The sequence below is a fragment of the Lacrimispora sphenoides genome, assembly GCF_900105215.1.
Classification (GTDB): domain Bacteria; phylum Bacillota; class Clostridia; order Lachnospirales; family Lachnospiraceae; genus Lacrimispora; species Lacrimispora sphenoides_A.
In genome coordinates this window covers 1,610,947-1,625,468 of record NZ_FOIP01000002.1, presented here as the reverse complement: position 1 = coordinate 1,625,468, position 14,522 = coordinate 1,610,947, and the positions used below count along the sequence as shown (strand labels likewise).

General features: G+C 45.0%; 14 protein-coding genes. All 14 read left to right on the top strand.

Annotation, left to right across the window (positions count from 1 at the left end):
* The 14 genes from BMW45_RS24245 (at position 1) to BMW45_RS24185 (ending at position 14,510) form a co-directional block, all read left to right on the top strand.
* Positions 1–1,008, top strand: a complete 1,008-nt coding sequence (locus BMW45_RS24245) for an NAD(P)H-dependent glycerol-3-phosphate dehydrogenase (RefSeq protein ID WP_092250000.1) — start codon at positions 1–3, stop codon at positions 1,006–1,008.
* A 252-nt stretch (positions 1,009–1,260) separates the two neighbouring features.
* A complete protein-coding gene (locus BMW45_RS24240; protein WP_092249997.1) occupies positions 1,261–2,478 on the top strand; it encodes an ABC transporter substrate-binding protein in 1,218 nt (405 codons plus the stop codon).
* A 100-nt stretch (positions 2,479–2,578) separates the two neighbouring features.
* Positions 2,579–3,460: a branched-chain amino acid ABC transporter permease gene (locus tag BMW45_RS24235; protein WP_025233195.1), complete on the top strand. Its 882-nt coding sequence runs from the start codon at positions 2,579–2,581 to the stop codon at positions 3,458–3,460.
* Positions 3,461–3,469: 9 nt separating this feature from the next.
* Positions 3,470–4,546: a branched-chain amino acid ABC transporter permease gene (locus tag BMW45_RS24230; RefSeq protein ID WP_092249994.1), complete on the top strand. Its 1,077-nt coding sequence runs from the start codon at positions 3,470–3,472 to the stop codon at positions 4,544–4,546.
* Between the two features lie 2 nt (positions 4,547–4,548).
* Positions 4,549–5,307 (top strand): ABC transporter ATP-binding protein, encoded by a 759-nt coding sequence (locus BMW45_RS24225; protein ID WP_025233193.1) that lies wholly within the window; start codon positions 4,549–4,551, stop codon positions 5,305–5,307.
* A 13-nt stretch (positions 5,308–5,320) separates the two neighbouring features.
* Positions 5,321–6,031, top strand: a complete 711-nt coding sequence (locus BMW45_RS24220; RefSeq protein ID WP_092249991.1) for an ABC transporter ATP-binding protein — start codon at positions 5,321–5,323, stop codon at positions 6,029–6,031.
* A 192-nt stretch (positions 6,032–6,223) separates the two neighbouring features.
* The gene (gene spoIVA, locus BMW45_RS24215) at positions 6,224–7,699 is read left to right on the top strand and encodes a stage IV sporulation protein A (RefSeq protein ID WP_025233191.1); all 1,476 of its coding nucleotides are present in this window, start codon (positions 6,224–6,226) and stop codon (positions 7,697–7,699) included.
* 43 nt (positions 7,700–7,742) lie between these two features.
* Entirely contained in the window at positions 7,743–9,344 is a 1,602-nt protein-coding gene (locus BMW45_RS24210) for an MBL fold metallo-hydrolase RNA specificity domain-containing protein (protein WP_025233190.1), read from the top strand.
* Positions 9,345–9,359: 15 nt separating this feature from the next.
* Positions 9,360–9,836, top strand: a complete 477-nt coding sequence (gene rnhA, locus BMW45_RS24205) for a ribonuclease HI (protein ID WP_025233189.1) — start codon at positions 9,360–9,362, stop codon at positions 9,834–9,836.
* A gap of 130 nt (positions 9,837–9,966) precedes the next feature.
* Entirely contained in the window at positions 9,967–10,830 is an 864-nt protein-coding gene (locus BMW45_RS24200; RefSeq protein ID WP_092249988.1) for a lysozyme inhibitor LprI family protein, read from the top strand.
* Positions 10,831–10,962: 132 nt separating this feature from the next.
* Positions 10,963–11,112, top strand: coding sequence for a hypothetical protein (locus BMW45_RS28145; RefSeq protein ID WP_166433184.1), 150 nt, complete (start codon positions 10,963–10,965; stop codon positions 11,110–11,112).
* A 51-nt stretch (positions 11,113–11,163) separates the two neighbouring features.
* Positions 11,164–13,770, top strand: a complete 2,607-nt coding sequence (alaS, locus tag BMW45_RS24195; RefSeq protein WP_242883319.1) for an alanine--tRNA ligase — start codon at positions 11,164–11,166, stop codon at positions 13,768–13,770.
* A gap of 138 nt (positions 13,771–13,908) precedes the next feature.
* Positions 13,909–14,085, top strand: coding sequence for a 30S ribosomal protein S21 (rpsU, locus tag BMW45_RS24190; RefSeq protein WP_008975787.1), 177 nt, complete (start codon positions 13,909–13,911; stop codon positions 14,083–14,085).
* A 158-nt stretch (positions 14,086–14,243) separates the two neighbouring features.
* Positions 14,244–14,510 carry a YabP/YqfC family sporulation protein gene (locus tag BMW45_RS24185; RefSeq protein WP_092249982.1) on the top strand — a complete coding sequence of 89 codons (267 nt, stop codon included), beginning with the start codon at positions 14,244–14,246 and terminating at the stop codon, positions 14,508–14,510.
* Positions 14,511–14,522: the final 12 nt, after the last annotated feature.

The following is a 14,522-nucleotide window of genomic DNA, read 5'->3' as shown; positions in this document are numbered from 1 at the left end:
ATGGCTAAAATCGGAGTGATCGGATCTGGGAGCTGGGGAATAGCGCTTGCAGCTCTTCTATATAATAATGGGCATGAGGTGGCCGTCTGGTCTGCTCTTCCTGAGGAAATTTCGGAGATGAGATCGACCCACAGGCATCATACCCTGCCGGATCTGGTGCTGACTGAGAATATGACTTTTACGGAAGACTTAGAAGAAGCTATGACAGGGAGGGATCTTCTTGTTACGGCAGTTCCTTCCGTTTATGTCCGTTCAACGGCAAGAAAGATGAATTCATTTTGCAGATATGGCCAGGTAGTGGTCAATGTTGCAAAGGGAATTGAAGAATCCTCTCTTATGACCCTCTCCGAAATATTGGAAGAAGAGCTTCCCATGGCAGATGTGGCAGTCCTTTCCGGACCAAGTCATGCGGAAGAGGTGAGCAAAAACCTTCCCACCACCTGCGTGGCAGGTGCCCGTACCAGAAAGACAGCAGAATACATTCAGGGAATTTTCATGAGTGAGGTTTTCCGGGTTTACACAAGTCCTGACATCCTGGGAATCGAGCTTGGAGGCTCCATCAAAAATGTCATCGCCCTTGCTGCCGGCATCGCAGATGGACTTGGCTATGGTGATAACACAAAAGCAGCTCTGATCACAAGGGGCATTGCCGAAATATCAAGGCTTGGCACGGAAATGGGCGGTAAATTTCAGACCTTTTGCGGCTTATCCGGAATCGGGGATCTGATCGTAACCTGTGCAAGTATGCACAGCCGGAACCGGAGAGCCGGAATCCTGATTGGCCAGGGAAAGACCATGGAGGAAGCCACAAAGGAAGTGAAGATGGTGGTAGAAGGTATTTATTCTGCCAAAGCCGCTCTGGCTCTGTCGGAAAAATACGGCGTTTCCATGCCGATTGTGGAGCAGGTAAATGCAGTTTTATTTAATAATAAACCAGCCTCCGAAGCTGTTAAAGATTTAATGCTTAGGGATAAGACTATTGAAAGTTCTGATCTGCCATGGGATTAATGGAGAAACATTCCTTATGTGCAGGCAGGAAAAAAGAAACATGTCGATTTTTTTATAATTAAATTAAAATCAGTTGACTTTTTTTAAAAGCCATTTTATTATAAAGACTATGTATACGTCAACGAAGTTCGATCAGCCCCTGGCTCATCGAACGGAAGATTTGCTGGATTCTGGTGTGCATTGCCTGCCTTTATCAAGTAAATATTACCAACGAAACGTATATATAAAACGTTTTATGAGGAGGAATGGATTATGAAAAAATCTATGAAGAAGTTACTGAGCCTTGTCATGGCAGTTGCTTTGGCAGCATCTTTAACTGCCTGCGGAAGCGGCAAGACTTCAGAAACCACCGCCGGGGAAAAAGCGGCATCGGGAGAGTCCTCGGAAGCAGCAAAGGCTTCTGGAGAAGGTTCCTTTAAAATCGGTGGTATCGGACCGATCACTGGAAGCACAGCGATTTACGGACAGGCTGTTATGCGCGGTGCGGAATTAGCCATTGACGAGATTAACGCTAACGGCGGAATCAATGGAACTCAGATTGAGTACAGCTTCCAGGATGATGAAAATGATACGGAAAAAGCAGTAAATGCGTACAATACCTTAAAGGATTGGGGTATGCAGATGTTAGTCGGTACTGTTACCTCCGCTCCCTGTATCGCAGTAGGTGCGGAATCCAGTAATGATAACATTTTTCAGCTCACTCCTTCCGGTTCTGCAGTAGACTGTGCTAAATTTGACAACCAGTTCCGTGTATGCTTCTCTGATCCAAACCAGGGAGCAGCTTCCGCACAGTACATTGGTGAGAACAAACTGGCTACCAAGGTCGCTATTATTTATGACAGCTCCGATGTTTATTCATCCGGTATCCATGATAAATTCCTCTCTGAAGCAGCAAACCAGGGAATTGAAATTGTGTCTGATGAGGCATTTACCGCAGACAACAATACCAACTTCTCCGTACAGCTTCAGAAGGCACAGGATTCAGGCGCTGAGCTTGTATTCCTTCCGATTTACTATTCCCAGGCTGCCTTAATCCTTGCACAGGCAAAGCAGATGGAATACGAGCCACAGTTCTTTGGCTGTGACGGACTTGACGGACTTTTAACCGTAGAAAATTTTGATACTTCCTTAGCTGAAAACGTAATGCTTCTGACACCATTTGCTGCTGATGCAAAGGATGAACTTACCCAGAAGTTTGTTACTACATTCAAAGAGAAGTACGGCGAAACACCAAACCAGTTTGCTGCCGATGGTTATGATGCGGTTTACGCCATCAAGGCTGCTGCTGAAAAGGCTGCAATTACAGCAGACATGGATGCTTCTGCAATCTGCGATGCGTTAAAGACATCTATGACAGAAGTTTCTGTAAACGGCTTAACAGGCGAGAACATGAAGTGGTCCAAAGACGGAGAACCGGATAAGGCACCAAAAGCAGTTAAGATCGTAAATGGTGTTTACACAGCGATGTAATTACTGAATTTCATTCATTTGGTAAATGACCCAATAGAGGGTCGTCCAGAGGACGACTCTCTTCTTTTAAAATAAACAACGAATGAGGTGCGATGGTATGATGAGTTTCATATCCTATTTTATTAATGGCTTAAGTCTGGGCAGTGTTTATGCGATCATTGCCTTGGGTTATACCATGGTATATGGCATTGCCAAGATGCTTAACTTTGCTCATGGCGATGTAATTATGATCGGAGGATACGTGGTGTTCACAGTTGTCAGCACAATGGGCTTAGGTCCGGTTGCCGGCATACTTCTTGCAGTGATCCTATGCACGGTTCTTGGCGTTGTCATTGAGGGGGTCGCTTACCGTCCTCTCCGTATGGCAAGCCCTCTTGCGGTTCTGATCACGGCAATCGGTGTGAGCTACCTGCTCCAAAACATCGCACTGCTCGTTTTTGGCTCTAATCCGAAATCCTTTACTTCTGTCGTGACAGTTCCGGCCCTTAAGCTTGCACAGGGAAAGCTGATCATTTCCGGTGAGACCATTGTAACGATCATCAGCTGTATCATCATTATGATCGGTCTGACGATGTTTATCAGAAAGACAAGAGCAGGACAGGCCATGCTTGCCGTATCGGAAGATAAGGGAGCCGCCCAGCTCATGGGAATTAATGTGGACGGAACCATTGCCCTTACTTTTGCCATTGGCTCTGCTCTGGCTGCTGTGGCCGGTGCGCTTCTTTGTTCCGCTTATCCGACTCTTACCCCCTATACCGGCTCCATGCCAGGCATTAAGGCATTCGTGGCTGCCGTATTTGGCGGGATCGGCTCCATTCCGGGAGCGTTAATCGGCGGACTCTTACTGGGTGTGATTGAAAACTTAAGCAAGGCTTATATTTCTTCCCAGCTTTCCGATGCCATCGTATTTGGAGTCCTTATTGTCGTTCTTCTTGTAAAGCCAACCGGAATCCTGGGTAAGAAGATCAACGAGAAAGTATAGGTGGACGATATGGAAAAAAGTATGAAGATAAATTTTCGTCTGAATAAGACATTAAAAAGCAATATAATAACCTTTGGGCTGGTGATCGCCGCCTATATTATCGTACAGCTTTTGGTAAACGCAGGCCAGGTGAGCAACCTGATGAAGGGTCTTTTGGTACCTCTGTGCATTTATACCATTATGGCAGTATCCTTGAACTTAACCGTAGGCATCCTTGGAGAACTGAGTCTGGGTCATGCAGGTTTCATGTGTGTGGGAGCCTTTTCCAGTGCCTTGTTTTCCATTTCCATGCTGGAAACCATTCCAAACGCGGGAATCCGTTTCTTTTTCGCTATTTTAATTGGTGCTTTCTCGGCAGCACTGGCTGGTATTGTGGTTGGAATTCCGGTTTTAAGGCTTCGGGGCGATTATTTGGCTATTGTAACCCTGGCATTTGGAGAAATCATTAAAAATGTGATAAATGTGGTTTACATTGGAAAAGATGCTGACGGGCTTCACTTTTCCTTAAAAAACGCAGGAGCTCTCAATATGGCAAAAGAGGGGACAGTAATCATTAACGGTGCCCAGGGAATTACAGGAACGCCTAAAAATTCTACCTTTACCATAGGGGTTATCCTTATTTTGATCACGCTGGTAATTGTTCTGAATTTAATTCATTCCAGATCCGGCCGGGCTATCATGTCTGTACGTGATAACCGCATTGCGGCGGAATCCATTGGTATTAACATTACAAAATACAAATTAATGGCCTTTTCCATTTCTGCCTCCCTGGCAGGCGTGGCCGGTGTTCTGTATTCCCATAACCTTTCTGCACTTACTGCGACGCAGAAGAATTTTGGCTATAACCAGTCCATCATGATTCTTGTATTTGTGGTTCTCGGAGGAATCGGTAATATCCGTGGTTCCATGATCGCTGCAGTTCTCTTAACTCTGCTTCCGGAGCTTTTGAGAGGTTTAAATACCTACCGGATGCTGATTTACGCCATCATCCTGATTGTCATGATGATTTTTAACTGGAGTCCTAAATTAATTGATCTCAGGAAACGGTATTTCCATAAGAACAGGGCAGAAAAGGAGAGGGCATAACCATGGCTTTACTGGAAATCAAGAATCTTGGAATATCCTTTGGCGGACTGCGCGCCGTAGATAATTTCAGCATCAACATTGAAAAAGGACAGCTTTATGGTCTTATCGGCCCAAACGGTGCCGGTAAAACCACGATCTTTAACCTTTTAACTGGTGTTTATAAACCTAATACAGGCACTATTTTCTTGGACGGAGAAAACATAACAGGGAAAAAGACAGTGGATATCAACAGGGCCGGAATCGCAAGAACCTTTCAGAATATCCGTCTGTTTAAGGAATTAACGGTTCTTGATAATGTTAAGACCGGTCTTCACAACGCCTATTCCTATGGGACGGTAACAGGAATTCTCCGCCTGCCTAAGTACTTTAAGGTGGAAAAAGAGATGGATCAGCGGGCCATAGAGCTTTTAAAAGTATTTGGCCTTGATGAAGAAAAGGATATCCTCGCTTCCAACCTTCCATACGGAAAACAAAGGAAGCTGGAGATCGCCCGTGCCCTTGCCACAGGTCCTAAGCTTTTGCTTTTGGATGAGCCGGCAGCCGGTATGAATCCCAATGAAACCACAGAGCTTATGGATACCATACGCTTTGTACGGGATAATTTTGATATGACCATTCTGCTCATTGAACACGATATGAAGCTTGTTTCCGGCATTTGCGAAAGACTGACCGTACTGAATTTCGGCCAGGTGCTTACCCAGGGAAAAACGGCGGATGTGCTCAATGATCCGGAAGTTATCAAGGCATATCTGGGAGAATAAGGAGGCTTAAGGAATGGCACTACTTGAAGTAAAAGACTTAGAAGTATATTATGGCGTCATCAAGGCGCTTAAGAATATTTCCTTTGAAGTAAACGAGGGTGAGATCGTAGCCCTGATCGGCGCCAACGGCGCTGGAAAAACCACGACCCTTCATACCATAACCGGTCTTTTAAAGGCGACCTCCGGTACCATCCAGTTTGATGGCCAGGATATCACAAGAATCCGGGGCGATAAAATTGTGGGCATGGGTATGGCTCATGTACCGGAAGGACGGCGGGTGTTTGCAGCTTTGAGTGTTTATGAAAATTTAAAGCTGGGCGCTTATACAAGACGGGATAAAAATGAGATAGAAGAAACCCTGCAGATGATCTACAAACGTTTCCCAAGGCTTCTGGAGAGAAAGAACCAGCCTGCGGGAACTTTAAGCGGCGGAGAGCAGCAGATGTTAGCCATGGGACGTGCACTGATGAGCCATCCAAAGGTGATTGTGCTTGACGAGCCCTCCATGGGCCTTTCCCCGATTTACGTGAATGAGATTTTTGATATTATTCAGGAAGTAAACAAGTCAGGAACAACGGTATTGTTGGTGGAGCAAAACGCAAAAAAGGCTTTGTCCATTGCAAACCGTGCTTATGTTCTGGAAACAGGGGCCATAGTGTTAAGCGGCAATGCCCATGAACTGATGAATAATGATTCGGTAAAGAAGGCATATTTAAGCGAATAATCATGTGGATTTCGCAGAATACCAGATTTTTAAAGGATGGCAAAAGAAGTGTAAAAGCTGCTTTGCCATCCTTAATTTATTCCTTTTTCACCAGTCCAAATGCGATTATAAAAGAGAAGCGGCGTGAAAAATAAAAGGGAATAATCCTTTCTCCCATGCATATAGTATAACAGCACAGAAGGGGGAATCTTTATGGACAATTATAACGTATACAATGATATCAAAGCCCGAACCAACGGAGAAATCTACATTGGAGTTGTGGGGCCGGTAAGAACAGGAAAGTCGACTTTTATCAAGCGTTTTATGGAATTAATGGTTCTGCCGGGCATGGAGGATGAACACCAGAAAACTCAGACAAGGGACGAACTGCCCCAGAGTGCGGCAGGAAAAACCATCATGACCACAGAACCAAAATTCATCCCCAAAGAAGCGGCAACCATCCGTTTGGGAGATGAGATCGAAACAAAAGTCCGCTTGATCGACTGTGTAGGCTTTATGGTAGACGGTGCTGCCGGTCACATTGAAAATGATGAAGAGCGGCTTGTGAAAACACCCTGGTTTGATTACGAGATCCCTTTTACAAAAGCGGCAGAAATCGGAACCAGAAAGGTCATTAATGACCATTCTACCATTGGCGTAGTCATAACCACAGACGGTTCCATCGGCGAACTGAAGCGTCCCAACTACATAGCTGCAGAAGAGCGTACCGTACAGGAATTAAAAAACCTTGGGAAACCATTTATTATTCTGCTCAATTCTGCAAGGCCGTATTCTGAGGAAACAGCGGCTCTTTCAAAGGATATAAGCCAGAAATACGGGGTAACGGTCATGCCCATTAACTGTGAACAGTTAAAGAAGGATGACGTAAATAACATCCTTGAACGGGTATTAAAGGAATTCCCTGTAACAGAAATGGATTTCTTCATTCCTAAATGGCTTGAGATCCTCCCTGCTACCCACTGGCTGAAAGCCCAGGTAATCCAGGCTGCAAAAGATATGGTAAAAAAAGTATCCCACATGAAGGACGTATCATCAGACTTATTTGACGGATCAACAGAAAGCGTCCGGTCCATTAAGATCCAGAACTTAAATATGGCCGACGGCAGCGTATCCGTTGCAATGGATGTGGATGACAGTTATTATTATCAGATTTTAAGCGACTATGTAGGGCTTCCGATAGAGGGAGAATACCAGTTGATGCAAACCTTAAGCGAGCTTGCAAAGATGAAGGCAGAATACGAAAAGGTTAATCAGGCCATGAGCCAGGTTCGTTTCAAAGGTTATGGAATCGTAACTCCGGAACGGTCCGAAATTATACTGGATGAACCGGAAGTCATTAAGCACGGTAATAAATACGGAGTAAAAATGCGGGCAGAAGCACCTTCCATCAATTTAATCAAAGCCCATATCCAGACGGAGATCGCTCCTATTGTCGGAAGCGAACAGCAGGCAGAAGATCTGATCGCTTACATTAAAGAAAATGCAAGAGATAGCGAAGATGGAATATGGAACACCAATATCTTTGGAAAATCCATTGAACAGATCGTGGAAGACGGCATTCAGCAAAAAGTTTCCCAGCTTACGGAAGACTGTCAAATAAAACTTCAGGACACCCTCCAAAAAATAATTAACGATAGTAATGGCGGTATGATTTGCATTATTATCTAAATTAATGGTATAATACAAAAAACAGGTACAACAGGAGGGCTTTATGAAATTAATGTTCATCGGCGCAGCCCGCGAGGTAACCGGGAGCTGTCATTATCTGGAAGCTGCCGGTTTTAAAATCCTTGTGGACTGCGGTATGGAGCAGGGGATTGATAAATTTGTAAATGTGGATCTGCCAGTCAGCTATGCGGAAATTGATTATGTTCTTTTGACCCATGCCCATATCGATCACGCAGGAATGCTTCCTTTTATCTATGCAAGAGGGTTCCGGGGACGGGTGATCTCCACCGTGGCAACCGCCGATCTTTGCGGAATTATGCTGAAGGACAGCGCCCATATTCAGGAGTCTGAAACAGAATGGAAGAACAGAAAAGCCAGGCGGGCTGGCCTCCCGGAAGAAGAACCCCTGTACGGAATCAATGATGCCATGGGCGTATTGGAGCTGTTTCATTCCTACAATTACAACGAAAAGGTGGAACTGGAGGATGGCTTTACTATCCGCTTTATAGACGTAGGCCATCTTCTTGGTTCCGCCTCTGTTGAAATCTGGATCACAGAAGGCGGAATCTCTAAAAAAATCGTATTTTCCGGTGATATCGGCAACAAGAACAAGCCCTTAATCCGTGACCCTCACTACATAAAAGAGGCGGATTATGTGGTTATGGAATGCACCTACGGAGACCGGCTTCACGGTGTGATACCGGATCATGTTTCCATTCTTGCAGGCATTGTCCAAAAGACCCTTGACAGTGGTGGAAACGTGGTAATACCCGCATTTGCAGTGGGAAGGACCCAGGAGCTCCTTTATATGTTCCGCCGAATCAAAGCAGAGAAGCTGGTCACCGGTCATGATGGGTTTGAGGTTTATGTCGACAGCCCTCTGGCAGTGGAAGCAACCCAAATTTTTAAAGATAATCTGGTAGACTGCTATGATGAAGAAACAAAGGAACTGGTCATGAAAGGTATCAACCCCATATCCTTTCCAGGCCTGAAGCTGTCGGTTACCAGTGAAGAATCCAAGAACATTAATTTTAATTCAAAACCAAAAGTAATCATTTCAGCGGCGGGCATGTGTGATGCAGGCCGTATCCGCCATCACTTAAAGCATAATTTATGGAGACGGTCTTGTACGATCGTTTTCACCGGATACCAGTCCATAGGAACCTTGGGAAGGAGCCTGATTGAAGGCTGCAGTGAAGTAAGGCTGTTTGGCGAAACCATTCAGGTGGAAGCCCATATAGAACAGATGGAGGGAATGAGTTCCCACGCAGATATGGAAGGATTGATTGCCTGGTTGAACGCTTTTGAAGAAAAACCGCGACAAGTATTTCTGGTACACGGTGATGATCTGGTTTGCAGCTCCTTTGAGCAGCTCCTTGAGAAGGATTACGGATACAGGGTAAAGGCCCCTCACTCCGGTTCTGTTTATGATCTTTCCCTTGGGAGATGGCTGGATGAGACAGAGGGTGTTGCAGTTGTCAAAGGACCGGAAATCTCAAAAAAACCAGTGGGTGTTTATGGAAGGCTTTTTGCTGCCGGCGAAAGGCTTTTGCAGGTTATCCGTCATAACGAAGGCGGAGCCAATAAAGATCTTGCCAAATTTGCGGATCAAATTAATTCTTTATGTGATAAATGGGATAGATAAGGAGAACAAAAGAAAGTGACGAAAGTACAATTATTTACCGACGGAGCTGCAAGAGGAAACCCTGACGGGCCAGGAGGCTATGGCGCGGTTTTGCAATTTACTGATTCCAAAGGGCAGCTCCACGAAAAAACCATGTCAGGTGGATATGTAAAAACCACCAACAACCGTATGGAACTTATGGCGGCCATTGCAGGTCTGGAAGCGTTAACCAGGCCATGTCAGGTAGAACTATACTCTGATTCCAAATATGTGACAGACGCATTTAATCAGCATTGGATTGAGAATTGGGTAAAAAACAACTGGAAGAGGGGCAAAAGCGGCCCTGTAAAGAACATTGACCTATGGGAAAGGCTGTTAAAGGCCATAGAACCTCATCAGGTGACTTTTCACTGGGTAAAGGGACATGCCGGCCACCCTCAGAATGAGAGGTGTGACGTGCTGGCCACAAGCGCTGCAGATGGAGATGATCTGCAGGTCGACGAAGGGATATGATATGGCAAGCATTGGAAAATGCCAAAAACTTACATATCTCTTACAATGTCTTACTAATTGCGAATTCCTATTTTCTTTCTTTTTTATTTGTGCTATGTTATTTTCATCAAATAGGTTAGGATGATATTTCATGAATAAAAATAGAGGAATTTGGATTGTAATTGGAAGCATTCTGGTCATCGGGATCCTCATAACCCTTGCCACATCCACGTTTATAAAAAGCAAGGAAAATGTTTCGGATCCTTTGGGAATCACTGGGCTTTCAAACTCCGAAATTCCGGATGACCAAGCAGAGGCAAAAGGCTATGGCGGAACGCCGGAATTGTTTTCAGCGGATATGGCGGCTCCCCAGGAAGCGCCTGCTTCTGCAGCGGAATCAAAGATGAGAAAAGCCGGTCCGGCAGCCGCCCCAAATGCTGAAACCGCAGCGGAAAACAGATCCCAGCCGGCAGATGCCGAGCTTCGGATGAAAAGTGCTGCAGTTTCTGACCAGGCAGAACCGGTTCCCCAGGCAGAGGAAAACTCTAACGAGGCTTCCATAGAGGAAACTGTAATCTCTCCCATAAGTCCGGATTTAAAAAGCCGGCAGGCGAATGCAGCCGCTCCTGCGGAGGGGGCAGCCTATTATCAAAAGCATTTGCTGGAACTGGATGCCCAGATCAAAAAGATGCGGGAGGAATCAGGAGATTCAAATACCTATTCCATGAAAGTCCTGGTAGATAAGGAATTTAAGCTGTGGAACAGGGAACAGAATGCGATTTATACCGCTATTATAGAAGGGTTGACTGACGAAGATAAGGAAACCCTTGAAACCTCACAGCAGGCATGGATCAAAAGCAGGGATGCAAAGGCAGAAGAGGCCGCAAAAAAATACAGCGGCGGAAGCCTGGAAGAGGTTGAGTACACTGCTTCCTTGGCAGAGTCCACTAGGGCGCGGGCCTATGATTTGGTAACAGAATACATGGATGTCCTCTCTTTAAAAGAGGAACAGTAAAAAGTACGGTATTTACCGTACTTTTTTATTTTGAATGAAAAAATTTCCATAGCAACATCTTGATAAATAAAATTCCATATGATAGGATAGTAAAATGAGTGATACTATATGAATTTTCGGGAGGAAAAAAATATGACAGCTATATTTGCAAGTTTATTGGAGACCGCAATAAAATTTCTGTTCTTCCTGTTTCTTGCATGGGGCGGTATCGTATGCGGCAAGAAATACAGAGATCATAAAGATGCCGTAAACAGCGGCAATGCGACGAAAGAGACAAAATAGCAAACGGAGGACAGTAACGTGAAAAACTACGGTGTGAATGAACTGAGGAGAATGTTCCTTGAATTTTTTGAGAGTAAGGGACATCTGGCGATGAAAAGCTTCTCCCTGGTTCCACATAATGATAACAGCTTGTTGTTAATCAACTCGGGCATGGCTCCCCTTAAGCCATATTTTACAGGCCAGGAAATCCCGCCAAGAAAAAGGGTGACTACCTGTCAGAAGTGTATCCGGACAGGAGATATTGAGAACGTTGGCAAGACAGCCCGCCACGGCACATTCTTTGAGATGCTGGGAAACTTTTCCTTTGGGGATTATTTTAAGGATGAGGCGATTCACTGGTCATGGGAATTTTTGACCCAGGTAGTCGGCCTTGACCCGGACAGGCTGTATCCCTCCGTATATCTGGAAGACGATGAGGCCTTCGAAATCTGGAATAAGAAAATCGGCATTGCGCCCGAGCGTATTTTCCGTTTTGGAAAGGCAGACAATTTCTGGGAGCACGGCGCAGGTCCCTGCGGCCCCTGTTCTGAGATTTACTACGACAGGGGAGAGAAGTACGGCTGCGGCAAGCCAGACTGTACCGTTGGCTGTGAATGCGACCGTTATATGGAAGTGTGGAATAATGTATTCACACAGTTTGAAAATGACGGCCATGGAAATTATGAGGAATTACAGCAGAAGAACATTGATACCGGCATGGGACTGGAACGTCTGGCCGTAGTTGTTCAGGATGTAGATTCCATTTTTGATGTGGATACCATTAAAGCTCTTTTAAACCGTGTGGCTGAACTGGCCCGGACAGAATACAAGAAGGATCCTGATGTGGATGTATCCCTTCGGCTGATCACAGATCACGTCCGGTCCTGTACCTTTATGATATCCGATGGCATCATGCCCTCCAATGAGGGACGGGGCTATGTTCTCCGCCGCCTCTTAAGAAGAGCAGCCCGCCATGGAAGACTTCTGGGAATCGAAGGAAAGTTCCTTGCAGACTTGTCCGCCACCGTGATTGACTTATCTAAGGATGGATATCCGGAGCTGGAAGAAAAGAAAGCTATGATTCTAAAAGTTCTGACCCAGGAGGAAGACAAGTTTAACAAGACCATTGACCAGGGCCTTGCAATACTTGGCGAGCTGGAAGAGGAGATGATAAAAGAGAAGATCACTATCCTTTCCGGTGAGAATGCTTTCAAATTATATGATACCTACGGATTCCCTCTGGATCTGACTCTGGAGATTCTGGAAGAAAAGAATTTCAGTGTGGATGAAGACGGCTTTAAGGCTGCTATGCAAAAGCAGAGGGAAACAGCCAGAAATGCCAGAAAAACCACCAATTACATGGGGGCTGATGTCACTGTCTACCAGTCCATTGATCCTGCCATTACAACGGAGTTTATCGGCTATGATAAGCTGGTTTGTGATTCCAAAATCCTTGTTCTCACTTCGGAAACAGACTTAGTGGAGGCGCTTACCGACGGAGAGACCGGAACCATTGTGACGGAACAGACCGTATTTTACGGAACCATGGGAGGCCAGCAGGGCGATGTAGGCAGAATCGTAAGTGATATGGGCGAATTTAAGGTGGAAGATACCATCCATTTACAGGGTGGAAAAGTGGGCCATGTGGGCAGAATGATAAAGGGAATGCTGCAGACCGGAGATGTGGTTACCTTAAAGGTTTGTGAAAATAACCGCCAGAATACGGGGAAAAACCACAGTGCAACCCATCTTCTCCAGAAAGCCTTAAGAGCAGTTCTGGGCAATCATGTAGAGCAGGCCGGTTCCTTAGTTGACGGAGACAGGCTGCGTTTCGACTTTACTCATTTCTCAGCCATGACACTTAAGGAAATCCAACAGGTGGAAACTCTGGTAAATGAGAAAATCAAGGAATCTCTTCCTGTAAAAACGGAAATCATGTCTTTAGAGGAAGCCAAAAAATCAGGTGCTATGGCACTGTTTGGGGAAAAATACGGCGATTCGGTCCGCGTTGTGAAAATGGGAGACTTTTCCACAGAGCTTTGCGGCGGCACCCATATTAACAATACGGGAGTCATTGGCTCTTTTAAGATCCTGTCTGAAACCGGTATCGCAGCCGGAGTCCGGAGAATCGAAGCCCTGACCGGAGACGGCCTGATGCATTATTATCAGGAAACAGAAAAAGAGCTTCTTGAAGCAGCAAAGATTGTCAAGACAACACCATCATCCCTGACGGAAAAACTACAGTCCCTTTTAGAAGAAATAAAAGCCCTGCATTCTGAGAATGAAAAGTTAAAAAGCAAACTTGCAAAAGACTCTCTTGGAAATGTAATGGATCAGGTGAAAGAGATTAAGGGAGTTAAGGTTCTTGCCACAAAGGTGCTTGATGTGGATATGAATGGACTCCGCAATCTGGGCGACCAGCTGAAAGATAAAATAGGAGATGGAGTCATTGTAATCGCCTCTGTTCAGGATGATAAAGTAAATCTGATGGCTACTGTGACGGAAGACGCACAGAAAAAGGGAGCTCATGCAGGCAACTTGATCAAAGCCATTGCTTCCTTAGTCGGAGGCGGCGGGGGCGGTCGTCCGAATATGGCTCAGGCAGGCGGAAAGAATCCGGCAGGAGTGGATGCATGCCTTGAAAAAGTTGCGGAAATTGTTGCAGAACAGCTGAATTAATCAGGGAAACATTAAGAAAGATATAAAGTTTTTCTTGACGAATGGCAAAATTATGCTATAATCATATCAGTGCTATAAAATACCCAAACAGTTGTATTATGCACAAGTACACAACTGGAGGGAGGTTAGGTGTGAGCTATGTCAAATGTTATCGTTAAAGACAACGAGACCTTAGATAGTGCTTTACGCAGATTCAAAAGAAACTGTGCAAAAGCAGGTATCCAGCAGGAAATTCGTAAGAGAGAGCATTACGAGAAACCAAGCGTTAGACGCAAGAAAAAGTCTGAAGCTGCAAGAAAACGTAAATATAACTAATAGTTAAAAGATGAGCCCCTGGTCCCATTCTATGTGACCAGGGGTTTTTTCGACTTTTAATGCCGTAGAATGTTCCGCATCTTTTTTGCATATAGTATAAAGGGGTTAAATCCCCAAATCGATTTGCAAAAATAAAAGAGAGGGGCAGAAAAGGGATTATGTTTGAGGAATCAAAGGAAAAAGCAGCTTCCGCCTTAAAACTCCCGAAGGACGTGGTTATGGGAGAAGTGCTTGTATCTTTTCTTGGACGTCATAGCGTTGTAATAGAAAATTACCGAAGCATTATCCTGTATACAGACTGTTCCATCAAACTTCAGGCAAAAAACTGTCGGGTGATCATTGGCGGTAGCAGGCTGATGATTGAATACTACACCAATGAGGAGATGAAAATCAACGGTTATATAAAATCCCTGGAATTTGAATAAAAAGGGTACTGG

Coding starts and splice junctions, on each gene's coding strand:
- BMW45_RS24245 (WP_092250000.1), top strand. CDS start 1: ATGGCTAAAATCGGAGTGATCGGATCTGGGAGCTGGGGAATAGCGCTT.
- BMW45_RS24240 (WP_092249997.1), top strand. CDS start 1,261: ATGAAAAAATCTATGAAGAAGTTACTGAGCCTTGTCATGGCAGTTGCT.
- BMW45_RS24235 (WP_025233195.1), top strand. CDS start 2,579: ATGAGTTTCATATCCTATTTTATTAATGGCTTAAGTCTGGGCAGTGTT.
- BMW45_RS24230 (WP_092249994.1), top strand. CDS start 3,470: ATGGAAAAAAGTATGAAGATAAATTTTCGTCTGAATAAGACATTAAAA.
- BMW45_RS24225 (WP_025233193.1), top strand. CDS start 4,549: ATGGCTTTACTGGAAATCAAGAATCTTGGAATATCCTTTGGCGGACTG.
- BMW45_RS24220 (WP_092249991.1), top strand. CDS start 5,321: ATGGCACTACTTGAAGTAAAAGACTTAGAAGTATATTATGGCGTCATC.
- spoIVA (WP_025233191.1), top strand. CDS start 6,224: ATGGACAATTATAACGTATACAATGATATCAAAGCCCGAACCAACGGA.
- BMW45_RS24210 (WP_025233190.1), top strand. CDS start 7,743: ATGAAATTAATGTTCATCGGCGCAGCCCGCGAGGTAACCGGGAGCTGT.
- BMW45_RS24200 (WP_092249988.1), top strand. CDS start 9,967: ATGAATAAAAATAGAGGAATTTGGATTGTAATTGGAAGCATTCTGGTC.
- BMW45_RS28145 (WP_166433184.1), top strand. CDS start 10,963: ATGACAGCTATATTTGCAAGTTTATTGGAGACCGCAATAAAATTTCTG.
- alaS (WP_242883319.1), top strand. CDS start 11,164: ATGTTCCTTGAATTTTTTGAGAGTAAGGGACATCTGGCGATGAAAAGC.
- rpsU (WP_008975787.1), top strand. CDS start 13,909: ATGTCAAATGTTATCGTTAAAGACAACGAGACCTTAGATAGTGCTTTA.
- BMW45_RS24185 (WP_092249982.1), top strand. CDS start 14,244: ATGTTTGAGGAATCAAAGGAAAAAGCAGCTTCCGCCTTAAAACTCCCG.